This window comes from Bradyrhizobium sp. 187 (genome assembly GCF_023101005.1).
Classification (GTDB): domain Bacteria; phylum Pseudomonadota; class Alphaproteobacteria; order Rhizobiales; family Xanthobacteraceae; genus Bradyrhizobium; species Bradyrhizobium canariense_D.
In genome coordinates this window covers 906,498-929,072 of record NZ_CP064693.1, presented here as the reverse complement: position 1 = coordinate 929,072, position 22,575 = coordinate 906,498, and the positions used below count along the sequence as shown (strand labels likewise).

The 22,575-nt window shown below is 64.0% G+C and carries 20 protein-coding genes and 2 pseudogenes; 10 read left to right on the top strand and 12 right to left on the bottom strand.

Features of this window, described 5'->3' with window-relative positions; all coding sequences use genetic code 11:
- On the bottom strand, positions 1 to 1,422 hold the full coding sequence (locus tag IVB19_RS04500; RefSeq protein ID WP_247821047.1) for a M20 family metallopeptidase: 1,422 nt from the start codon (positions 1,420 to 1,422) through the stop codon (positions 1 to 3).
- Between the two features lie 241 nt (positions 1,423 to 1,663).
- Between IVB19_RS04500 and IVB19_RS04495 the strand changes: the two genes are divergently transcribed.
- The gene (locus IVB19_RS04495; protein WP_018453378.1) at positions 1,664 to 3,043 is read left to right on the top strand and encodes an LLM class flavin-dependent oxidoreductase; all 1,380 of its coding nucleotides are present in this window, start codon (positions 1,664 to 1,666) and stop codon (positions 3,041 to 3,043) included.
- Positions 3,044 to 3,203: 160 nt separating this feature from the next.
- On the opposite strand, the gene IVB19_RS04490 is transcribed toward IVB19_RS04495, so the two are convergent.
- The 4 genes from IVB19_RS04490 to IVB19_RS04475 form a co-directional block, all read right to left on the bottom strand.
- Positions 3,204 to 4,865: a thiamine pyrophosphate-binding protein gene (locus IVB19_RS04490; RefSeq protein WP_018453377.1), complete on the bottom strand. Its 1,662-nt coding sequence runs from the start codon at positions 4,863 to 4,865 to the stop codon at positions 3,204 to 3,206.
- 105 nt (positions 4,866 to 4,970) lie between these two features.
- Positions 4,971 to 5,474 carry a GFA family protein gene (locus IVB19_RS04485; protein WP_018453376.1) on the bottom strand — a complete coding sequence of 168 codons (504 nt, stop codon included), beginning with the start codon at positions 5,472 to 5,474 and terminating at the stop codon, positions 4,971 to 4,973.
- A gap of 217 nt (positions 5,475 to 5,691) precedes the next feature.
- Positions 5,692 to 6,819: an alkene reductase gene (locus IVB19_RS04480; RefSeq protein WP_247821046.1), complete on the bottom strand. Its 1,128-nt coding sequence runs from the start codon at positions 6,817 to 6,819 to the stop codon at positions 5,692 to 5,694.
- A gap of 119 nt (positions 6,820 to 6,938) precedes the next feature.
- The gene (locus IVB19_RS04475; RefSeq protein ID WP_247299325.1) at positions 6,939 to 8,435 is read right to left on the bottom strand and encodes an aldehyde dehydrogenase family protein; all 1,497 of its coding nucleotides are present in this window, start codon (positions 8,433 to 8,435) and stop codon (positions 6,939 to 6,941) included.
- 194 nt (positions 8,436 to 8,629) lie between these two features.
- Between IVB19_RS04475 and IVB19_RS04470 the strand changes: the two genes are divergently transcribed.
- Positions 8,630 to 9,475 carry an SDR family NAD(P)-dependent oxidoreductase gene (locus IVB19_RS04470; RefSeq protein WP_018453373.1) on the top strand — a complete coding sequence of 282 codons (846 nt, stop codon included), beginning with the start codon at positions 8,630 to 8,632 and terminating at the stop codon, positions 9,473 to 9,475.
- A 164-nt stretch (positions 9,476 to 9,639) separates the two neighbouring features.
- On the opposite strand, the gene IVB19_RS04465 is transcribed toward IVB19_RS04470, so the two are convergent.
- The 6 genes and pseudogenes from IVB19_RS04465 to IVB19_RS04440 form a co-directional block, all read right to left on the bottom strand.
- Complete coding sequence (locus IVB19_RS04465; RefSeq protein WP_007615092.1) at positions 9,640 to 9,846, bottom strand: hypothetical protein; 207 nt, start codon at positions 9,844 to 9,846, stop codon at positions 9,640 to 9,642.
- 71 nt (positions 9,847 to 9,917) lie between these two features.
- A complete protein-coding gene (locus IVB19_RS04460) occupies positions 9,918 to 10,331 on the bottom strand; it encodes a Rieske (2Fe-2S) protein (protein WP_018453372.1) in 414 nt (137 codons plus the stop codon).
- A gap of 14 nt (positions 10,332 to 10,345) precedes the next feature.
- Positions 10,346 to 11,457, bottom strand: a pseudogene (locus IVB19_RS04455) (amidohydrolase family protein).
- Positions 11,458 to 11,470: 13 nt separating this feature from the next.
- Positions 11,471 to 12,535: an amidohydrolase family protein gene (locus IVB19_RS04450; protein WP_018453370.1), complete on the bottom strand. Its 1,065-nt coding sequence runs from the start codon at positions 12,533 to 12,535 to the stop codon at positions 11,471 to 11,473.
- A 224-nt stretch (positions 12,536 to 12,759) separates the two neighbouring features.
- A complete protein-coding gene (locus tag IVB19_RS04445; RefSeq protein WP_007615098.1) occupies positions 12,760 to 13,035 on the bottom strand; it encodes a YiaA/YiaB family inner membrane protein in 276 nt (91 codons plus the stop codon).
- A 39-nt stretch (positions 13,036 to 13,074) separates the two neighbouring features.
- Positions 13,075 to 13,770, bottom strand: a complete 696-nt coding sequence (locus tag IVB19_RS04440) for a PspA/IM30 family protein (RefSeq protein ID WP_018453369.1) — start codon at positions 13,768 to 13,770, stop codon at positions 13,075 to 13,077.
- 103 nt (positions 13,771 to 13,873) lie between these two features.
- On the opposite strand from IVB19_RS04440, the gene IVB19_RS04435 reads away from it, so the two are divergent.
- The 3 genes and pseudogenes from IVB19_RS04435 to IVB19_RS04425 all read left to right on the top strand — a co-directional run.
- On the top strand, positions 13,874 to 14,482 hold the full coding sequence (locus IVB19_RS04435; protein ID WP_026232519.1) for a TetR/AcrR family transcriptional regulator: 609 nt from the start codon (positions 13,874 to 13,876) through the stop codon (positions 14,480 to 14,482).
- 112 nt (positions 14,483 to 14,594) lie between these two features.
- Positions 14,595 to 16,049, top strand: a complete 1,455-nt coding sequence (hydA, locus tag IVB19_RS04430; RefSeq protein ID WP_018453367.1) for a dihydropyrimidinase — start codon at positions 14,595 to 14,597, stop codon at positions 16,047 to 16,049.
- 10 nt (positions 16,050 to 16,059) lie between these two features.
- Positions 16,060 to 16,734: pseudogene (locus tag IVB19_RS04425) on the top strand (sensor histidine kinase); the annotation flags it as partial.
- On the opposite strand, the gene IVB19_RS04420 reads toward IVB19_RS04425, so the two are convergent.
- Entirely contained in the window at positions 16,691 to 16,831 is a 141-nt protein-coding gene (locus IVB19_RS04420; protein ID WP_007597071.1) for a hypothetical protein, read from the bottom strand. The pseudogene IVB19_RS04425 and the gene IVB19_RS04420 sit on opposite strands and share 44 nt — an antisense overlap.
- A 79-nt stretch (positions 16,832 to 16,910) precedes the next feature.
- Here IVB19_RS04420 and IVB19_RS04415 point away from each other — a divergent pair, with 79 nt between their 5' ends.
- The 5 genes from IVB19_RS04415 to IVB19_RS04395 all read left to right on the top strand — a co-directional run bounded on the left by IVB19_RS04415 (position 16,911) and on the right by IVB19_RS04395 (position 22,518).
- The gene (locus IVB19_RS04415) at positions 16,911 to 17,480 is read left to right on the top strand and encodes an alpha-ketoglutarate-dependent dioxygenase AlkB (RefSeq protein ID WP_018453365.1); all 570 of its coding nucleotides are present in this window, start codon (positions 16,911 to 16,913) and stop codon (positions 17,478 to 17,480) included.
- Positions 17,481 to 17,710: 230 nt separating this feature from the next.
- A complete protein-coding gene (locus IVB19_RS04410) occupies positions 17,711 to 18,205 on the top strand; it encodes a hypothetical protein (RefSeq protein WP_018453364.1) in 495 nt (164 codons plus the stop codon).
- Positions 18,206 to 18,339: 134 nt separating this feature from the next.
- Positions 18,340 to 19,269, top strand: a complete 930-nt coding sequence (locus IVB19_RS04405; RefSeq protein WP_018453363.1) for an alpha/beta hydrolase — start codon at positions 18,340 to 18,342, stop codon at positions 19,267 to 19,269.
- A gap of 274 nt (positions 19,270 to 19,543) precedes the next feature.
- A complete protein-coding gene (dctP, locus tag IVB19_RS04400; protein WP_247299323.1) occupies positions 19,544 to 20,521 on the top strand; it encodes a TRAP transporter substrate-binding protein DctP in 978 nt (325 codons plus the stop codon).
- Between the two features lie 5 nt (positions 20,522 to 20,526).
- Complete coding sequence (locus tag IVB19_RS04395) at positions 20,527 to 22,518, top strand: putative bifunctional diguanylate cyclase/phosphodiesterase (protein ID WP_018453360.1); 1,992 nt, start codon at positions 20,527 to 20,529, stop codon at positions 22,516 to 22,518.
- Positions 22,519 to 22,575 lie beyond the last annotated feature (57 nt).

The following is a 22,575-nucleotide window of genomic DNA, read 5'->3' as shown; positions in this document are numbered from 1 at the left end:
TCAGGCCGGCGGGCGCGTTAGCGGGCTTGTTAGCGGGCTTGTTAGCGGGCTTGGCAATTCCCCGAGATCCCAGAACAGGCCGGCCATCACCGTCAAGGCCTCTTCGGTCAATGGCAGCAGGATGTGCTCATTGGGCGCATGCTGGGAGCAGCCGGGATAGGAGTGCGGCACCCAGATCGTCGGCAGGCCCAATATCTCGGAAAACACGTCATTGGGCAGCGAGCCGCCGAAATTCGGCAGCACCGCCGGCACTTTGCCGGTGGTCTCCTTCACCGAATTCGCCGCCCATGCGATCCAGGGGCTGTCGAAATCGGTGCGCGATGCCGCGAAGCTCTGTGCGGCCCGCACTTCGACCATCGGAAAACCCCTTTCGACCAGATGCGCACGGACGGCTTCGATCAGGCCGCCGACCTTGGTGCCGACCACGAAGCGCAGTTGCAGCACGGCATTGGCGTGGCCGGGAATGGCGTTGGCCGGCTTCTCGATGTTTCCCGACGACATCGCCAGCACTTCGAGCGTGTTCCAGGCATAGAGCCGCTCGGCCGCCGAAAGACCCTCCTCGCCCCAGTTCTCGGCCAACGCCGGCTCGTCCTCGGTCGGCACCACCTGCACGTCCGCAAGATAGCTGCGGATCTGGTTGGTGAGGCGCGGCGGCTTCAGCGCGTCCAGCTGAAGGCGGCCGTGGCCGTCGACCAGCGTCGAGATCGCGTTGACCAGAATGGTCGCTGGGTTGGCGAGCACACCGCCCCAATTGCCGGAGTGATGGCCGCCGTCGCGAAGGTTCACATCGAGATGAATGCGGATGCCGCCACGGCAGCCGAGGAATAGGGTCGGACGGTCGGCGGACAGGCGCGGCCCGTCGGAGGCCACGAACAGATCGGCCTTGAGCGCATCGCGATTGAGATCGCAGACCTTGCCGAGATCCGGCGAGCCGATCTCCTCGCCCATCTCGAGGATGAACTTGGCGTTGAAGCCGAGCTTGCCGCCGCGGGCCTCGCGCACCGCGCGGAGTGCCGCCATGTTGATGCTGTGCTGGCCCTTGTTGTCGGCGGTGCCGCGACCGTAGAGACGCGTGCCCGAAACCGTGGTGCGCCAGGGATCGCGGCCGTCGCGCCACTCGCCTTCCATCCCGTCAACGACGTCGCCATGGCCGTAGATCAGCACGGTCGGCGCCGTCTCACTTTCGCGGCGTTCGGCGAACAGGAACGGCGCCTTGCCGCTGGGAGATTCGATCATCCGGCTTTCGAAATCGAGCGCGGCAAAAGCGGGCACCATCTCCTGTTCCAGATAGGCGCGCAGCTCGACGCTCCGGTTCGGATTCTGGCTCTCGGTCTGGTAGGCGACGCGGCGGTCGAGTTCGGCGAGGAACGCGCCCGATTCAAAATCGTCACGGGCGCGGGCGATGGCATCGGCTCTGGTCATTATTTTCTTTTTTAGGTTGCGAGGCGAAGGAGCATACCCGATACGGGCAGGCCTCCGAAAGTGGCGGGGACTTCGATAGTCTTGGGATTTCGTTCTTGCTCTCTTGAGATTGGCTTGCCAAGCGCGGCAGCGCCGCTGATTTTGGCCTTGCCAACGTCGCGCTATATGCAAGAACTTCGCCAAGTTCGGGCGCAGCTCTATCATTCGAAGAGCGCCCGGTACAGGGCGCCGGGGGACCATCATGGCCAAGCAGATCAGGCTCAATGCATTTGCGATGAATTGCGTCGCGCACCAATCACCGGGCTTGTGGACCCATCCGCGCGACCGCACTGCCGAATATAACCGCCTGCCCTATTGGATCGATCTTGCCAGAACGCTGGAGCGCGGCCGTTTCGACGGACTGTTCCTGGCCGACGTGCTCGGCGTCTATGACGTCTACGGCAACAGTCCTGACGCAGCCTTGCGCAACGCAGCCCAGTCGCCCTCGAACGATCCGCTGCTGCTGCTGTCGGCAATGGCCGCCGTGACGCAGAATCTCGGCTTCGGCGTCACCAGCAATCTCTCCTTCGAGCCGCCCTATCCGTTCGCGCGGCGGATGTCGACGCTCGATCATCTCACCGAGGGGCGTATCGGCTGGAACGTCGTCACCGGCTATCTCGACAGCGCCGCGCGCGGCGCCGGCAAGGACAAGCAGATCGGGCACGACGACCGCTACGAGATCGCGGACGAATATATGGAGGTCGTCTACAAGCTCTGGGAAGGGAGTTGGGAGGACGACGCCGTGCTGCGCGACCGCACGCGCGGCATCTTCACCGATCCCACAAAGGTCCATCGCGTCAACCACGAGGGCGCGAACTACCGCATCAACAACACCATCCACCTGAGCGAACCGTCGCCGCAGCGGACGCCCGTGCTGTATCAGGCCGGCACCTCGCCGCGCGGACGGCAGTTCGCGGCACGGCACGCCGAATGCGTGTTCATGTCGGGGCCGTCAGCCAAGGTGATCGCGCCGCGCGTATCGGCGATCCGTCAGGAGGCCGCCGCGTTCGGCCGCAATCCGGCGGAAATCCTGATGTTCTCGATGATGACGATCATCCTCGGGCGGACGGAAGCCGAAGCGAACGAAAAATATGCCGACTATCGCCGCCACATCAGCCCGGAAGGCGCGCTGGCGCTGATGTCGGGATGGACCGGAATCGACTTCTCCGGCTACGAGCTCGATCAGCAGGTGCGCCATGTTCAGAACGATGCCGGCCGCAGCGCACTCGATAACGTCACCCGCGCCGATCCCGATCGCGTCTGGACCGTGCGCGACGTCATCGAGCATGTCGGCGTCGGCGGCGCAGGTCCCGTCGTGGTCGGCACGCCGGAAATGGTCGCGGACAAGATCGAGGCGTGGTTCGAGGCGACCGATGTCGACGGCCTCAACGTCGCCTTCGCGATCTCACCCGGCGATTTCGAGGACATCGCCGACATGCTGGTGCCGGAGCTGACGCGACGCGGGCGGTACAAGGCGGAGTACGCGCAGGGCACGCTACGCGAGAAGCTGTTCGGCGAGGGGCGGGCGCGGCTAGGTGCGCCGCATCCGGCGGCAGGGTTCAGAGTGGGGAGAAAGGGGTAGCGCCGCTAGGTACGCTGTCATGCCCCGGCTTGACCGGGACATCCAGTACGCCGCAGCGTCTCGACTCAATCACCGCCGGCTCTGGAATACTGGATCAGCCGCCTTCGCGGGTGATCACGACTGATAATGTGGCGGCACCAATGCCGCAGGTGACGCTGCCCTACAGCTTCCCGTCCACCATCACCTCGATCAGTTTCGTCCCCGGCCGGCCAAACGCCGACGCCAGCGTCGCCTTCAACTCTCGGGGATCGCTGACTTTGATTGCCTCACATCCCAGCGCCTTAGCCACGCCCGCGAAATCCACCGGCGGATCGACAAAATCCATGCCGACGTAATTGTCGTCGCCGTGGAAGGCGAGCAGGCGCTGCTTGATGATGCGGTAGCCGCCATTGTTGGCAATGACCACATTGAGCGGCAGCTTGTGATGCGCCGCTGTCCACAGCGACTGGATCGAATACATCGCGCTGCCGTCGCCGGAGAAGCAGACCACCGGGCGATCGGGATTGGCGATGCTGGCGCCGACGGAGGCCGGCAGGCCCCAGCCGATGCCGCCGGAGGCAAGGCCGTGATAGCCGAAGCGATCGCGGTGCGCACGCAAGGCCGTGATCTGGCGGCTCGAGGTGAGGCCTTCGTCCACGAGGATGGCATTAGCGGGCATGGCCTCGACCATTTGCAGCACCAGCCAGTCCGGATCGATGGGGCTGCGGTCCGCGGCCTTGCCGATCTGCTCGACCAGCGCGGTGCGCCGCGCGGTCCAGTTCCTCGGCGCGAGTTCGGTCAGCCGTTGCTTCGCGCGGCTCGCCAGGGCAGCGCCGCCCATCTCCTTCAACACCGGGATCAGCGCGCGCAGCGTTTCCTTCAAATCCGCCTTCAGCGCGATCTCAGCCCCGTAGTTCTTGGCGATCTCCCAATCGCCGAGGCCGATCTGCACGATGCCAAGGCCCTCCGGCAGCGCGTCGACCTCGCTGTAGACCGACATCCGCAAGGGATCGCCGCCGAGCGCGATCAAGAGGTCGAAGGGCGCAAGCGTGTCGCGCGCGACTTTCTGGACACGTGCCAGCGTGCCGACGAAGCTCGGGCTCTCCGAGAGGAAGTGCGAGCCATAGGGCGTCGAGGATTGGTAGGCAGCCGCGCCGAGTAGTTCTGCGAGTTCGGCGGCCTCCATCAGCGCATCGCTCTTGACCACTTCGTCCATGGTGACGATCACGGGACGCTCGGCCCTGAGCAGTCGGGCGGCGAACGCCTTCAGTGCCTCATCCGATGGTCTTGTGCGAGCGTCAATGCGGGTGGAGCGACCGAGATCGATCCCTGCCTCGCTGTTGAGGATATCGCCGGGCAATGAAATGAACACCGGCCCGGTCGGCGGGGTGGTTGCGACTTTTGCGGCGCGGCGCACGATGCGCGGCAGATCCTCGAGCCGCGTCACCTCGACCGCCCATTTCACCAGCGGCTCGGCCATGCGCACCAGCGGCCCATACAGCACCGGCTCCATCAGTCCGTGGCCCTGCTCCTGCTGGCCCGCGGTCAGGATCATCGGCGTGCCCGTGAACTGGGCGTTGTAGAGCGAGCCCATCGCGTTGCCGAGGCCGGGCGCGACATGGACGTTGCAGGCGACCAGCTTTCCGGAGGCGCGGCTATAGCCATCCGCGATCGCCACCACCAGGCTCTCCTGCATCGCCATCACATAGGCGAGGTCAGGGTGATCCTTCAGCGCATGCATGATCGGCAGCTCGGTGGTGCCGGGATTGCCGAACAGATGCGTGATGCCCTCGTCCTTGAGCAACGCGAGAAAGGCGGAGCGGCCGGTGATCTTGTTCTTCATGTTTCCTCCAGAGGCGGACGTTGCCGCAAGGCAAAAAGCATGATGGCCGAAATCGCGGGAGGCGCGCAAGGAAGCGCGGTCATGGCTGCGTTGCGTGGGACAGCGCTACATCTCCTCGCGCCCCAACTCGAACGGATCCTCGCCGCTCGCCCGCTTCTTTTTTTTCGAGCGCTGCCAGACCACACCGGGAAAGCCTTTCAGCGGCACCAGCGGCTCGCCGGTATAGGTCCATTCCTGCAGCTCTTCGATCGCGATGTGATAGAGCGGCTGGCGGCCGGTGCGTTCCCTAAACAGCGCACGGGGGATGTTGACCATATGCGGCCCGCGCGGGCGCTCATATGCGATCGGCGTGCCGCAATGCGCGCAGAAGCTGCGCGCGGTCTTCGTTGCCTTGTCCTCGTAGCGCGTCAGCGCCGTCTTACCTGCGGTGATGCGAAACCGCTTCTTCCAGCTTCCGACATAGGTTGCATAGGCGGCGCCGTGGGCGCGACGGCTGGCGGCGGAGTGATCGTGCCAGGCCCAGCGTGCGGGAACGTCGATCTCGAAGGTAACCCTGCCGCAGAGGCACTGGCCGGTGGCTATACCTGCGGCGGCTGCGGCTTTGGCCATTGTCTCTCCTCTCGTCATTGCGAGCGCAGCGAAGCAATTCAGAGTCTTGCCGCCGAGGCAGTCTGGATTGCTTCGCTGCGCTCGCAATGACGGAGTTCGTGGTGTCAGTCGGGGCAACACAATAACTCTGTAGCCCGGATGAGCGAAGCGACATCCGGGAAGACCAGAGCTTGAGTGAACCCCGGATATCGCTTTGCTCATCCGGGCTACAGCAGTGTCAGACCGGCGTCAGTTCGTCGTACGCGGGATAATCCGTATAACCCTTCTCCTCGCCACCGTAAAACGTCGCACGGTTATACGGCGTGAGAGGGTAATCGTGCTGCAGGCGGAGCGGCAGATCGGGGTTGGAGATGAAGATGCGGCCGAAGGCGATGATGTCAGCATGCCCCTCCGCAATGGCGGCGTTCGCGGTCTCGCCGGTAAATCCGCCGGCGGTCATCAGCACGCCGCTGTAGAGCGGGCGGAACAGCAGCATCGCCGACGGCACGTTCTGCCAGTTGACTTCGGCGCGCCCCGAGCCGCTGGAGCGCGGTTCGATGAAATGCAGATAGGCAAGACCGAGCTTGTCGAGCGCGTTGACCACGTGCGTGTAGAGCGGCATCGGATCGGGCTCGCCGGAATCATTGGCGATGCCGTGGGGCGACAGCCGCACGCCGACGCGGCCCGCGCCCCAGACGTCGATCGCGGCCTCGGTCACTTCGAGCAGAAGCCGCGCGCGGTTCTCGATCGAACCGCCATATTGATCGGTGCGCTGGTTGCTGCGTGATTGCAGGAATTGCTCGAGCAGATAGCCGTTGGCGCCGTGGATCTCGACCCCGTCGAAGCCGGCGGCCAGCGCGTTCTTCGCACCCTGCCTGAAGGCCTCGACGATGCCCTTGACTTCATCCGTGTCCAGCGCGCGCGGCGTCTCATAGTTGGAGATCTTGCCGTCGGCAGTCATCGCCTTCATGCCTTCGGCCTTGATCGGGATCGCGGAGGCCGAGACCGGCAGCTCCCCGCCGTGGAAGGAGGAATGCGAGACGCGGCCGACGTGCCAGAGCTGGAGAAAGATGATGCCGCCCTTGGCGTGCACGGCGTCGACCACCTTGCGCCAGCCCGCGATCTGCGTCTTCGAATAGATGCCGGGCGTCGCTGGATTACCGCGGCCGTGCGAGAGCACGGGCGAGGCCTCGGCGATGAGCAGGCCGCCTTGGGTGGCGCGCTGGCCGTAATATTCGGCGTTGAGCGGCCGCGGCGAAAAGCTCTCGCGCTCGGCCCTCATGCGCGTCAACGGCGCCATCGCGACGCGATGCGCGAGCGTGTACGGACCGACCTGCAACGGTTGAAACAACGCCTCGAATTTCATGCTGGCCTCGAATGGCGAAGGAAGGATGCGCATCATATAGCGAGGGGCGGCTACCGAGAGAAGGCGCCGCCCCTGCAAAAGCAGATATTCCCTCCCGCGGAACGCGGGAAAGACCAGTGTTACGCCGTCTTGATCCACACCGCCTTCACGTTGAGATATTCCTCGACGTGCTGCTTGCCGGATTCGCGGCCGTAGCCGCTCATCTTGTAGCCGCCGAAGGGCACGGCCGGGTCCATCGCCTGGTAGCAGTTCACCCACACCGAACCGGCACGGAGCCTCTTCGCGACCGCATGCGCCTTGCTGACGTCCCGCGTCCACAGGCCCGAGCCGAGACCGAACGTGGTGGCGTTGGCGCGCTTGACCAGCTCGTCCATGTCCTTGAACGCGATCGCCGAAATGACGGGACCAAAGATCTCCTCCTGCGCGATGCGCATATTGTCCTGGACGCCCGCGAACACTGTCGGCGAGACGAAGAAGCCTTTTGCAAGCGCGCCTTCGGTGACGCGGCCACCGCCGGCAAGCGCCCGCGCGCCTTCCTTTTGGCCGATGTCGAGATAGCTGGTGACGCGCTCGAGCTGTTGCTCGGACACCAGCGGTCCGATCTGGGTGTTGGGATCGAGGCCGTTGCCGACCTGCAGTTTCTTGCCGAACTCGGCCACGCGGCCGACGAACTCCTCATAGATCGACTGCTCGACGAAAAGCCGGGTGCCGGCGCTGCAGATCTGTCCCGAATTGGCGAACACCGCCATCGCAGCGCCCGGCACGGCCGCATCGAGATCGGCATCCGCGAACACGATGTCCGGCGACTTGCCGCCGAGCTCGAGCGAGACGCGCTTGAGGTTGCCGGCCGAGGCGCGGATGATCGACTGGCCCGTGACATGCGAGCCGGTGAAGGCAACCTTGTCGACGTCGTGGTGTGCGGCAAGCGCCGCGCCCGCAGTCTCGCCATAGCCAGGCACGACGTTGATGACGCCGGGCGGAACGCCCGCTTCCATCGCCAGCTCGGCGATGCGCAGCGAGGTCAGCGGCGCTTCTTCGGCCGGTTTGAGCACGACGGTGCAGCCGGTCGCGATCGCCGGACCGATCTTCCAGATCGTCGCAGTCAGCGGACCATTCCAGGGAATGATGGCGCCGACGACGCCGATCGGCTCCTTCAGCGTGTAGGAGAAGATTTCGCCGGGCAGCGAGTTCTCGATGGTCTCGCCATGGATCGCGGTGGTCTGGCCGGCATAATAGCGCAGCATGCCGACGGCGCGCAGGCGATAGGCACGGGTACGGCTGAGCGGCGCGCCCATGTCGAGCGTGTCGAGCTGCGACAATTCGTCGAAATTCTTCTCGACGAGGTCGGCAAGCTTCAGGAGCAGATTCTGCCGCTCGAACGGCTTGACCTTGCTCCAGGGCCCTTCGAAGGCGCGGCGAGCGGCAGCAACTGCGCGATCGATATCTTCCTTGTCGCCCTCGGCCACTGTTGCGAGCAGTTCGCCGGTCGCGGGGTTGTGGGTCTCGAAGCGCTTGCCTGAGGCAGCATCGACCCACTTCCCGTCGATCAGCATCTGCTTGTAGGATCCGTTGGCGAATGGATGGCGCGTGATCGGAATAGCCTGCGACACAGCCATGGCTGAACTCCCTGTCAATGATTGATTGGTTCGATCTGGGTGGGATCGTTGATCGATAGAATACTGCGATGCCGGACAGGCGTAAAGTAGAGGCGTAGAGTCGGCGCGGAACGAACACCTCCCATGCCGACTTGTGCGGGGTCGCGCGAGTGCCATGTTATAGCACGACCGAGCCCCTCCCCGGAGACCGATCCATGCCACATCCCGCGATCATCAAAGACAATGTTGCCGTGATCACCGGTGGCGCGTCCGGCATCGGATTCGCCGCCGCCGCAGCCTTCGCGCGAAACGGCGTGAAGGTGTGTATCGCCGATGTGGATCAGGCGCGGCTGGCGGACGCCGCGACAAGACTCTCATCCCTCACGTCCGCCGCACATGTGATGACCTTCGCGATTGACGTCAGCAAGGCCGAGAGCGTGATGGAACTGGAGCGCGCCGTCCACGAGCGCTTCGGCGGCACCGACATCCTCATGAACAATGCGGGCATCCAGCCCGGCAGCACGCTGTTCGGCGAACCCAACAACTGGCAGCGCATCATCGGCGTCAACATGTGGGGCATCATCAACGGCTCGCGCACCTTCGCGCCCAACATGATCGCGCGCGGCAGCGCGGGGCTCATCATCAACACCGGGTCGAAGCAGGGCATCACCACCCCGCCCGGCGATCCCGCCTACAACGTCTCCAAGGCAGGCGTGAAAGCTTTTACGGAAGCGCTCCAGCACGAGCTGCGCAACACTGCGGGTTGCCGCATCACCGCGCATCTGCTGATTCCCGGCTTCGTCTTTACGGGCCTTACCGCGAAGGGCCGCACAGAGAAGCCGGCCGGCGCCTGGACGGCCGAGCAGACCGTGAATTTCATGTTGGCGCGGCTGGAGGCCGGGGATTTCTACATTCTGTGCCCGGACAACGATGTCCCGCGCGCGCTCGATGAAAAGCGCATGCTGTGGGCCGCCGGCGACATCGTGGAGAACCGCCCGCCGCTGTCACGCTGGCACCCGGACCATGCGGATGCATTCGCGAAGTTCGTGAAGGGGGATTAGGCGTTTTTCCTTCTCCCCTTGTGGGAGAAGGTGGCGCGAAGCGCCGGATGAGGGGTTGCATCCGCAAATTCAGGAGCAGTGTCTCTCGCAGAGAGAAACCCCTCGCCCGTCTCGCCGCTATGCGGCGAGCCACCCTCTCCCACAGGGGGAGAGGGCGAAGAAACCTACAGCGTCTCTTGCTGATGCCCGCAATTCTTGCAGGCGAACTTGATGCGGGTCTGGCCCTTTGGCGCCTGCACACGGTTCGGGGCGCCGCATTTACCACAGACGGCCTCGATGCGAGTATCGCCCTGCTTGACGACGACGGTTTTCTTTTCCATCGATTCGCGGATCAGGCGCTCGGCCTCCTCACGCAGTGATTGTTTCGACAAAGCTCGTCTCCGCCATAAATGCGGGCGAGGCTTATCCCACCTGCGGCGAAATCACAATCCGAAACGGCTGCTCAGACCTCGACAATCACGTAGCTGTCCTCGACATGCACCGGAAAGGTCTCGGCAACATACGGGCCTTTCTGGAGTTCCTCGCCTCGCTCCACCGCGACCGGATATGACTTAATCTTGACGCGCTTCGGGTCGAACCAGGATTGGCCGTTGCGCATGTCGAACTCCCAGCCATGCCAGGGACAGCGCAGCATCTCGCCGACGCGCGAGCGCTGATAGATGCCGGGCTCGGGCGAGGTCAGTCGCGCGACACAGGCCGCTTTCTCCAGCGGCGCGCCTTCGTGCGGGCAGCGGTTCAGCAAAGCGAAGAACTCGCCATTGACGTGGAACACGACAATGTCGCGGCCGGCGACATCGACGACCTTGTTGCCACCGGGTGGGATCTCCGAGGTGGACGCGACGATGTGACGGGCCATCCGTGCAGACCTTCTCAGAACTTGTAGACCGCGCGGGCATTGGTGCTGAAGATCTTCCTTCGCTCGGCCTCCGTCAGTGGCGTCTTGAACGCAAAGCGCGGATCGTCGAAATCCCAGTGCGGATAGTCCGACGAGAACAGGAGACGGTCGATGCCGACCCATTTGATCAACGAGCGCAGGTGCCGGGCTTCGTCAGGTTCGTCGATCGGTTGCGTCGTGAACCAGAAATGCTCGCGGACATATTCCGACGGCTTGCCTTGAGATGCGGCACCTCGCTGCGAAACCGCTCAAAATGCTGGTCCATTCGCCACACCGCGGACGGGATCCAGCCGAAGCCGCCCTCGATAAAGACAAACTTCAATTTCGGAAAACGCTCCGGCACACCCTCGATCACGAGGCTGGCAAGCTGCGCCGCAATGGTGTGCGCGTTGGACTGGTGCTCCTCGACATAATAGGACGGCCAGCCGCCACCGGTCGGCGCATGCCCGCCATAGCCGCCGACATGGATGCCGAGCGGCAGGTCCAGTTCTTGGGCACGCTCGTAGATCGGCCAGTAGCGGCGGCGGCCCAACGGCTCGTTGGCGCGCGGCGAGACGTTGATCTGGACGTATTCGCCGATTTTCGCGCAGCGTTCGATCTCGGCAATGGCGAGATCGACGCCGTCCTGCCCGACCAGGATCGAAGCCTTCAGGCGCGGGTCGCGATGCGACCAGAACGCCAGTTGCCAGTCGTTGATGGCACGCTGGATCGCGGCGCCGAATTCGAGGTTCTGCTGCGAGAAGATGAAGAGATCGAGCACCTGCAAAATCCCGAACTCGACATCGAGCGGATCGAGATGCTGCTTCTGCATGAAGGCGAGATCCGAACCGGGCGGCCCGCCGGTCGGCGGCCAGGCATCGCGCCGCGCGATCAGCGGCGAAGAGCGCGGATAGGGCGTGGTGAACAGATAGGGCGTGCGCAAATGGCTGCCATATTCCTTCAGATGCTGCTGCCAGCGCTTTGGCAGAAACTCGTTGAGATCGTCGAACGAATGCAGGCTCGGATGAACGTCGCAATCGACGATGCGCAGCCGCGAAGCGGCAGGCTTTTCGTCTTCTCGTAGTGGGCGGTCGATGACGTCACTCATGCGAAACTCCGGTCTAGTTGGCGAGCGACAGCCGCGGAAACGTCTCCAGCGGGTTGTCGACGCACATCTTCGAGATGATGCTGTTCGGCAGGTCCGGCGGGATCGGATCGTCGCCGTCGAACTGCCAGTGCGGATAGTCGGACGCGAACAGGAACATCTTGTCCGAGCCGATCTGGTCGATGATCTCCTCGACGCTTTTGGCGTCGCCCGGCGCGTCGAACGGCTGCATTGTGACACGAAAACTGTCGCGGATGATCGCTGCCGGCTCGCGCTCGACCCAGGGCACCTCGACGCGCACGCCGCGCCAGGTCTTGTTGGCGCGCCACATGAAAGCCGGGAGCCAGCTCACGCCGGATTCCATCAGCACGACCTTGAGGTCCGGAAACTTGCCGAACACGCCCTCATAGATCAGGCTCAGGATCTGCGCCTGAAATGCCTGCGCCTCGACGAAGTAATATTCGTAGCGGTGCGACGGCCATCCGGCCGAGCTCGGCGCCTGCCGATATTGCGTGCCGGCGTGGATCGCGAGCGGCAGCTTGTACTTTTCCGCGAGCCGATAGACCGGCCAGAAATGCCGGCGTCCCAGCAGCGTCTCGCCCTGCGCCAGCACGAGGATCGACACGAAGCGGTGATCGCCGGCGCGGCGCTCGATCTCCTCGACCGCCAGATCCGGATCCTGCATCGGCACCACGATCGAGGCACGCAAGCGCGCATCGCGCGACAGCCACTCAGTCGCGATCCAGTCGTTGATCGCCCTGCAGAAGTCGGCCGCCATGTAGGGATCGAACACGGCCTGAGCGCCGTAGAGCACGTTGAGAATCGCGTGGCTGGCACCCAACTGCTCGAATGCGCCCTTCTGTACCATCGCAAGATCGGAACCAGGCTTTGCGCCGTTCGCCGGACGCCAGTCGGCGCGGCCCGCCAGCGGCATGCTGGGCGGATAGGAGGTGAGATCGAGCCCGTCGATGGCGCGGCTCACGACCTGCTCTTTCCAGTGATCGCTGAGATACGGCAGCAGCGTCGTGCGCGTGCCACCAACCGCCGGGTGGATGTCGCAGTCGATCCGCGTCACCGCCATGAAGTTCCTCGCCGAGATCTTGTAAGCACATCTTTTTGGCGGCATTCTTTGTGTGCCGCTCGTGCAGAGTGCTCCGGCCGCTGCCGGTGCGCAAGAGCGCACGCCCGCGCGATCCGTCATGGCTCGGTTGCATTTCGCTGGCGCGATAAGGTTTGACGGAATGCATCCGGCGCGAAGCAGCGGAACAAATTGCTCCGCTGCTTCCTTGCGTATTGTCATGCCTCTCAGGCCGCCTTGGAGACTTCCATCAGCAGACGTTCCGCCTTGGCATCCTCGATGCGGTTCACCATCCGGCTACTTTCATGGTTGTCCCGGACCGTCTTGGTCAGGGTGATGCAAGTCTGGATCAACATGACGATGCCCATGGTGAGATAACCCTTCATCCAGAGGTCGATCGGCAGGAAGAAGATGCCGATGGCGATGAGGAAGGCGGAGGCTGCGAAGGACACGTAAGTGAAAGTCACCCAGGCGCCGCTGTGGGGCTGGCCATTCTGGTTCATGATGGTCTCCTGTTGGTTCGAATGATGATGGGTTTGGGATCAGACCGTCGGCGTGCGCTTGGACTTCAACCGTGCCAGCACGTCGTCCGCGGTCGTCTTGAGCCTGGGGCCAAAACCCTGCTCGGCGAGTTTTTCGGCGGTGGCGAGCGGACCGGTGGCCGCATCGAGCTCGACCAGCGCGTCGTCGGCGGCCTGGGCTTCCATCTGCCGCTCACGAAGACGCCTCAAAGTGCTCTCCGCCTCCGGCAGCGTGGATTCGTAGGGGCGTGCCGCCTCGATGCCGCTGCGGCGAAGCGAGCGCACCGCTTCCGAGGCACGGGCGACGCGGCGGCCGCGGTCGAGCTCGGTGATGCGGGCCTGCGCGCTTGCGACGTGCCGCTTCAGCCGCGCGATTTCGGTTGCGAACAGTGCGCGGGCCGTCAGCGCCGCATCGCGATCGGCCTCCAGGCCCGCGATGGCTTCGGCAGCATCGTTGGCGAGATCCTCGCGGTCCCCGTCGAGCGCCGCGACCGCGCGCATCTCGAGATCAGCGATGCGGGCGACGGTCGCCTCGAGCTTGCGAGCTTCCTGCTGGTCCTGCGCAATCGCCAGCGCAAGGGTCCGTTTGCCGCGCTCGACGGCCGCGGCCGCGTCGCGCATCTGTTGATCGAGGATCAGAAGGGCCGTCCGGTCTTCCAGCTCCTCGCTGGCGGCGGCCACGCTGCCGCGGAAAAGTGTCACTACGGTCTTGAACATCTGAAGCTCCCTGTTATGAGCGTTGCTCACGGATGGTTTGTAGCAAGAAACTTGAACATCGTTCAAGGAATATTTGAGCGACGCTCAAGAATTTGGTTTGCAGATGACTAAGCCATTGGAACGCCGAGAGAAACTTCGATCCGATTTGATCCTGGCGGCGGAACGAATGATCGCCGACAGGGGATTGGCGGGTTTAAAGACCCGCGATCTCGCCCGCGAGATCGGCTGCGCCAACGGCGCGGTCTACAATCTCGTCGCCGATGTCGATGAACTGATCCTGCGCGTGGGCTCGCGCACTTTGCTTCGGCTCGACCGGGCCCTGAGCGCGGCGGAAAGCGCGCGCGAGCCGTCGCCGCAGGAGACCCTGGTCCGCATTGCTCTCGCCTATTGCGATTTCGCCGCGGAGAATCTCGAACTGTGGCGCGCTCTGTTCGAGCACCGCATGGCAGCCGACAAGCCCCTCCCCGACTGGTCCATCGACGACCAGCTGCAGCTGTTTCGCCACGTCTACCAGCCGCTGGCCGCGCTATTTCCAAAACGCAGTCGGGAGGAGCTCGGCATCACCGCGCGCAGCCTGTTCTCGGCGGTGCATGGCATGGTGGCGCTGGGACTGGAGCAGAAACTGGTCGCGGTGCCGCTGCCGGCGCTCCGGAAGGAAATCGCGGGCCTGGTGCGCGCGATGATTGACGGGCTGATCGCGCGGGCGGCGTAGGGGCCGAGAGAGCACGGCTCAACTGTCGGCGTGCCTGACTAAAATTTCACCTGTCGCGTCGTGTGCCGCGCGCTTAGCTTCGCGAGGTCCACTTTCCTCTCCGGAGCATCCAATGCCCCTCCTCATCCGCGGCGGCACCGTCGTCAATCATGATCATTCGCGCCGCGCGGACGTGCTGATCGACGGCGAGACCATCGTCGCGGTCGGGCAATCGCTCGATGCGCCGACGGGGTGCGAGGTCATCGATGCCGGCGGCGCCTACGTCATCCCGGGCGGCATCGATCCGCACACTCATCTCGAAATGCCGTTCATGGGCACTGTCACCGCCGACGATTTCGAATCGGGGACCAAGGCGGCGCTGGCCGGCGGCACCACCATGGTGGTGGATTTCTGCCTGCCCGATCCAGGCCAGCCGATGCTCGCGGCCTATCAGGAGTGGCGACACAAATCCGAGAAGGCGGCCTCCGACTACGGCTTCCACATGGCGGTAACGTCGTGGTCGAAGCAGATCCATGACGAGATGGAGACCGTGGTCAAAACCTACGGCATCAACACCTTCAAGCACTTCATGGCCTACAAGGGCGCGCTCATGGTGAACGACGACGAGCTCTACAACTCGTTCGCCCGCTGCGCCCATCTCGGCGCCATGCCTGTCGTGCATGCGGAGAACGGCGACGTCGTCGCCCTGATGCAGGAGGCGCTGATCGCGGGCGGCGTCACCGGGCCCGAGGGACACGCTTATTCACGGCCGCCGGAGGTCGAGGGCGAAGCCACCAACCGCGCCATCATGATCGCCGACATGACGGGGACGCCGGTCTATATCGTGCACACGAGCTGCCGCGAAGCGCATGAGGCGATCGCGCGCGCACGTGCGGCGGGCAAGCGCGTCTATGGCGAGCCGTTGATCCAGCACTTGTTGCTGGACGCCGGTGAATATCAGAACAAGGACTGGGATCATGCCGCGCAGCGCGTGATGTCGCCGCCGTTCCGCGACAGGTCGCATCAGGATAGTCTTTGGGCCGGTCTGCAAGCCGGCTCGCTGCAGGTGGTCGCGACCGACCACTGCGCCTTCACCACCGAGCAGAAGCGGTTCGGGTTCGGCGATTTCAGAAAGATCCCGAACGGCACCGGCGGCCTCGAAGATCGCCTCGCCCTGCTGTGGACCGCGGGCGTCGCCACGGGACGGTTGACGAAGGAAGAATTCGTCGCAGTCACCTCGGCGAATATCGCCCGCATCCTCAACATCTATCCGCGCAAGGGCGCGGTCGCCGTCGGCTCGGATGCAGATATCGTGGTTTGGGATCCCAAGGCGAGCAAGACCATCAGCGCGAAGCGGCAGATGAGCCGGATCGATTACAACGTGTTCGAGGGGTTTTCCTGCACCGGCGGACCGGCGGCGACGCTGTCGCGCGGCCGAATCGTCTGGAAAGACGGCGATCTGCGCGCCGAGGCCGGCGACGGCCGTTATGTCGAGCGCCCGGCGTTCTCGCCCGTGCATGTCGCCAATTCGACGTGGAAGGAGCTGACCGCCCCACGCGCCGTGCCCCGCGGAGCGGTGACGCCGTAGAATTGATGGCCGCGGCCTCGGCGTCCACGTGTTTTCGGCAATGCCTGTCATCGTCAACAACCACGTCGCGGGGGTGATCTACACGACGCGGACGCTTCAGGGCAAAGCGGGCAGCCTGACGCCGGCCGAGCAGGAGACGTTCATCGCCAACATCCTGTCCGACACAAAGCGGCTGGAAGCGATGGCGCAGCGGCTGCGCGAACTCGCGCGTGCCGAAAGCCTGCCGCAAAACGAGCGCACGGAATTGGCGCCGGTGATTGCCGACCTCAGGAGCCGATTTCCGGCGAGCTCGATAGAGGCCAGCGGCAGCCTCGACCTGATGATCGGCATGTCGGCCGAGAAGGCGCTCATCGTGCTGTCGCATCTCGCCGATAATGCGATGCGACACAAGGCTGGGACAATCAGGCTGAAAGCGATCGACGAGCGTACGACCCTGCGTGTGACGGTAAGCAATGACGGCGAGCCGATCTCGACGCCGAACCGCGACAGGATCTTCGACGCGTTCTTCACCACGCGCCGCGACCAGGGCGGCACCGGGATGGGGCTGGCGATCGCGCGCGCGGTGATGGCGAGCCATGGCGGCTCGATCAGGCTCACGCCGACCGATCAGGGCGCGGCGTTCGAGCTGCAGTTTCCAATGGCTAGATCGCGAACACCCAGGCGGCGACGATGGTGCCGATGGTGACCAGACCGGCGATGGTCCAGCCGGCTGCGTATTCCAGCTCAGGATGACCGGTCGCCCGCATGATCTCTGCCGGATCGGCGGTATGCTTCTCTGCCATGACAGCCTCGCATGTTACTTTCCGCGTCATATGTAAGTCGCATCAGCCACCATTAGGTTCCATCACGGAAATGCGAGGAATGACGCAGCTTGGCTTGTTCGACGATCCGCACGCAGGGCCCGCCGGCCTTCGCTATGCCGATGACTTCGTCGAGACCGCCGTCGAGCAGGCGCTCATCGGCCGCATCGCAGCATTGCCGCTCCAGCGCTTCCAGTTCGGCGCCTTCGAGGGCAACCGCCGGGTGGCGTCCTTCGGCTATCGCTATGACTATTCGCTGCAGCGGCTGGCCGAGGCCGAGCCGATCCCGGACTGGGTCCTGCCCGTCGCGCGGCAGGTCGAGGCATGGGCTGGGCTTGCCGGCGGCAGCGTGCGGCAGGTGCTCTGCACCGAATACGAGGCCGGCGTCGGCATCGGCTGGCATCGCGACAAGCCGCATTTCGACAAAATCCTCGGCATGTCGCTGGGCTCGTCCTGCAAATTCCGTTTCCGCCGCCGTAGCGGCGACAAATGGGAGCGCCACACGCTCGAAGCCCGGCCGCGCTCGCTTTACATGATGGACGGCGAGGCGCGGTCGCAATGGGAGCACAGCATCCCGCCGGTCGAGGCGCGCCGCTATTCCATCACCTTCCGGACGATGAAGCAGGCCTGACAGGTCGGCCAAACAAAAAAACGCGAAAACAACCCCATGCACAGTAGAACGGCCGTCTCGGCGCGGGGCTCGGCCCCGCGGCGTAACCGTTTGACACCTCGGAGCAAAACAGCCGTAGCGCGCGAAGGCGCGAGGCGAGGCGAACTTGCCTTCCAATTCGGATTTACATGCTAATCTGGTTCCGCGCGCTTCTCGGAGGGAAGCCGCGATTGCAGGTCCAGGGAGGGAAGATGAAAGCCGGTCGATTGATCTTCGCCTGCACCCTCGTCCTCGCAGCCGCCTCCGGCGTCGCGGGAGCCTCCGACGCGACGCCCGCAAAAGTCTCGGGCGCGACGGCGCTGGCGCTCGCGGGGGTGATCGCGCCGCTGTCGTCGGTCCTGTCTGGCGCCGAGAAGAAGGCAATGGCGATGCTGTTCGCCGCCAACAGCGACATTCCCTACAAGAAGCCGATCATGGTGACCGCCGATCGAATCGTCTGTCGCGCCGGCAATGTCGACATCACCGTCCGGAACTGCGAGGTCACCTTCGGCAAGAAGACCCGGACGGTGAATGGCTCCACGGCCAACGAGATCTTCGCCACCGAAGCTCTGGCCGGCATTCCGGCCGACGGCGCCGCAGGATCGAATTTCGAGAGCCTGACCAAGCTGAGCTGCACGATCGACCCCAATGCCATCCGCCGGAAGGACGGCAGCGGGGCGGATTGCACGTTCCAGCCGGGGAATTGAACCACGCGTGGAGGACGAGCCGAGAGAACCATGGGTGCCGCGAAATCGCCTCATGACCAACTAACTAATAAGGCGAATTGAAAAGACGGGCCAAACGCGCGAGCCCATATCGGGCACGCAGGGCCACCACCGACATGAAGAATTTTCTCGCATTTTTTCTGATTCTGGGCCTGACGGCAGCCTCCGCGCACGGCCCCTTGCCGCCGCGGCCGGCTGCGCCGTCCGATCTTGTCCAGGTCGGCCTCACAGATAGCGACACCACCGCAGGCGGCACCGCGCGGCTATGCGAGCAGGTCACCTTCTCGCGCGGCCTGCGCTACGGCGAGAGCGAAGCCAATGTGCTCGATGTCGCCACCGCCACGACCAAGGCGGATACGCCGCGGCCGGTGCTGCTGTTCGTGACCGGCGACACCTTCACTGGCGACCGCGCCGCGCCGGAGCTGTCGCGCCAGATCCAGGACCAGGCCATGTGCTTTGCCGCGCGCAACGACATGATCGGCGTGCGCGTCAACTACCGGCTGGCGCCCTCGGCGACGTGGCCGGCGGGTGCGAGCGACGTGGCGGCGGCGCTGTCCTGGGTCTACGGCAATATCGACCTATTCAACGGCGATGCCCGCGAGATCGTCGCAGTCGGCTACGGCGCCGGCGCCTTCCACGTCGCCACCCTGCTGGCCCATCCCGAACTCCAGACCGACCGCGCCGATGTCGCGGCGGTCGTGCTGGTGTCCGGGATCTACCGCGCCGGCAAGGACGCCAGCGACAGCGAGAAGGCCTATCTCGGCAGGGACGCCAGCCAGTACAACAAGCGCTCGGTCTTCCCCGGCATCCTCAATGTGGACGTCCCGATCGTGCTGGCCTGGGCCGCGGATGATTCCGCCGGCATCACGGCGCAGGGCGAAACCCTGAAGAAGACGCTCTGCGGCGCCGGCCATTGTCCGCGTAGCGCGCTGCTGCGCAGCCGCGACGGCATCGCGAGCGCCTTCGGCCTCGACGGCTCCGGCGACAGCCTCGCCGAGCCGACACTGCTGCTGGTGCATCAGCTCGAGGCGCGCGGTCTGCCGTAGCGGCGTGTTGCCGGCAGCGCGCTGATAACGTCCACCTTTAGCTGGGTTGCCCTCTCGCGGCCGCGCGCTCTCAGACAATTGTCTCGCCGGCGTTAGCACGCTTCAAACTACGATTCGCGATCTGGTCGCCGCCCGGATCGCCGCGTGCTATCTAGGAGAGTTCTCTGAAGCATTTCTATCTATGGGGGTTCGTTAGGGACCGAGCAAATCGGCGTTTCGACGCGCCGCCGCCACGATCGGAAAACCGATGCTTAGTTTGCTTGCACGATGCGCGGTGATCTCTTTTGCGTTGATTTCGGCCTCCGCCGCCGAACCGGTCAAGCTCAAATTGGCCTTCCCCAGTTCCGACCGCTCGACGAGTTATCTCGCTGCGGTCAAGCCATTCGTCGACGCGGTCAACGCCGAGGCAAGAGGCCAGATCGAAATCGAGACCTATTTCAGCGGCGTGCTTGGAAAGGATCCGGCTGAGCAACCCCAGCTCGTGCTCGATGGTACGGCCGACATCGCCTACGTCGTGACGGGACTGACTCGCAACCGGTTCGCAGACAATGCAATCATCGAGATGCCCGGCCTGTTTACGAACATGCGGGAGTCCGTTGCGGTGTTCAACCGGCTTATGGCCGCCGGCGCGCTGCAAGGATACGACGACTACGTGGTGATCGGCGCCTATGTCACCGAGCCCGAGACGATCCACAGCAACATTCCGATCACGTCGCTGAATGATCTGAAGGACAAGAGAATTCGCGTCAACAATCCGGGCGAAGCCGCAGCGCTCGAAAAGCTCGGAGCGCGGCCCGTATTTCTGCCGGTCACCAAGATCTCCGAAGCCATTGGCAGCGGCAGCATCGATGGCGCCCTGGTACCACCATCTCCATTGGTCGATTACGGCATCAAACGCGTTGCGACCTATCATTACCTTCTTGGCATCAGCGGCGCACCGCTGATGGTTTTGATGAACCGGAAAATATTCAACCGGCTGCCGAAACCTGCACAGGCGACCATCCTCAAATACAGCGGTGCGTGGTCTGCCGGACGTTTCATGGATACCTACGAAGCCGTTGAAAACAGCATTATGGGGGAGCTGAAGTCCGATCCCAAACGCCAGGTGACCATACCCACGCCGTCGGACCTCGATGCGGCCAATGCCGTGTTCGCGGCCGTTGCCGACGATTGGGCTTCGAAAAGTGAGCGCAATGCCGAACTGCTAAAAACGGTTCGGGCCGAGCTCACGAAAATGCGATCGACCCGGTAGCACTGATGCCGTCACTCGCCAGTATCTGGCCTCAGCGAAACATCGTCACCATCGTCGCCGCGCTTGCCATTCTGTTGCTGGGCGCCGGGACGACCCTGAAGATCACGACCGATCATCTTCTCCGTCAAGATGCGACGTCGACCGCTCGTAGCTGGGCGAGGTTCCTGGCGGCCAGTGTCACCGATCTCGAGCAGATCGCCGGCGGCGAGCAGCCTTCCGCCGCGAGCATGGCGTTCTTCCTGTCGGCGCGAAATTCCGGCGAGGTCTTTCACTACGAAATATTCAACCGTAATGGCTACTCCCAGTTCGTTTCGACCCGCGAAAAGATCGCGCTCGTCGACTTGTCTGAATATAGCCCCGATGCGGCGCGATCAGCGGTTGACGGTCTCCCGATCGTCGACGTCAGGGAGGGAAATTCGCCCGACCGACCGGCATTCTTCGCCCGCGCCTATGTCCCGGTCCAGACCGACGGTCGCCTCACCGCTGTCGTTGCGGCCTACGTGGATGAAACCGAGCAACGCAAGAATGTCCACAATACGTTCCTGACCGCGGCCGTGTTCCTTTGCCTGCTGTCAGGTCTCGCCTTCTCCATTCCCGCAATTGCCTGGTATCGGGAAACAAAGGTGAAGCACGCTGACCGGCGCATCCGGTTTCTCGCCCATCATGACGCGTTGACCGGGCTGACCAATCGCCCGCAGCTGATCGAAAAACTGGAGAGCGCCATCGCTCGCCTGCCGATGCGGGGCGGCAGCCTTGCCGTACACTTCATCGACATCGACCGTTTCAAGGAGGTCAACGATTCGCTTGGTCACGACAGTGGCGATTTTCTGCTCAAGTCCATCGCCAAGCGTCTTCGCGCCGCGGCCAGGATCGACGACGTGGTGGCGCGGCTCGGCGGCGACGAATTCGTGGTCGTGCAGAGCGGGATCGCCGGCAAAGCTCAGGCCGAGTCGTTTGCGAGCCATCTCGCCGCCGCGGTAAATGCGACCGTGAAATTCAAGCAGCACGAGATCCTCACCACCGCTAGCATCGGCGTAGCGCTGGCGACGGGGGAAGACACCACCGCCGAGCGGTTGCTCAAGAGTGCCGACCTCGCGCTCTACGCGGCCAAGGCAGCCGGCCGCAACTGCATCCGGTTTTTCCTGCCTGAAATGGACACTGAGCTACAAGCGCGCATCGAGCTCGAGAGGGCGATTCGCGACGCGGTACTGAATGATCGCTTCGAATTGCATTATCAGCCGCTCTTCGAAATATCCCAGCGCCGCCTTGCCGGCTTCGAAGCGCTGATCCGGATGCCCGCGGCGGACGGAACCCTCATTCCGCCATTGACCTTCATTCCGGTCGCCGAGGACTTGCGGCTTATCGACAAGATCGGGGCGTGGGTGTTGCGGGAGGCATGCCGCACGGCCGCGACCTGGCCGGCGCACCTGACCGTTGCAGTGAACCTGTCACCCGTGCAGTTCGTGGCGGGCAACATCGGTGACATCGTCGCCGCCGCACTAAAAGACGCCGGACTCGCGGCGCACCGACTCGAACTGGAGATCACCGAAAGCCTGCTGCTCGGCAACACCGAAACGATCATGGCTCAGCTCCGGACGCTCAAGACGATGGGCGTTGCCATCGTGATGGACGATTTCGGGGCTGGCTATTCGAGCCTCAGCTATCTGTGGCGCTTTCCGTTCGACAAGATCAAGATCGATCGAGCCTTCATGCAGAGCCTCGACGGCCCTCATTGTCAGGTCGGGACAGTAGTAAAAGCGATCATCGCGCTCGGACGGGAACTGCGCATGCGGGTGACGGTCGAAGGCGTCGAGACCGCCAACCAGGCAGCTTTCCTCGACGCGGCCAACGGTGATCAGGTCCAGGGCTTCTTCTTCGGCCGGCCGATCCCCGCCTCAGAGCTCGGCGCCAGCATTCTCGCGGAGTTTGAGAAAGCAATGCCGCGGGCTTCGCCCGCGACCAAGCTGCACCTCGTCAACACATCGGCTGAACGGTAGCACGGACCCGTGCCTCTATCGGCCCAATGCGACTCTTGGCGATCCGCTATCGCAGAC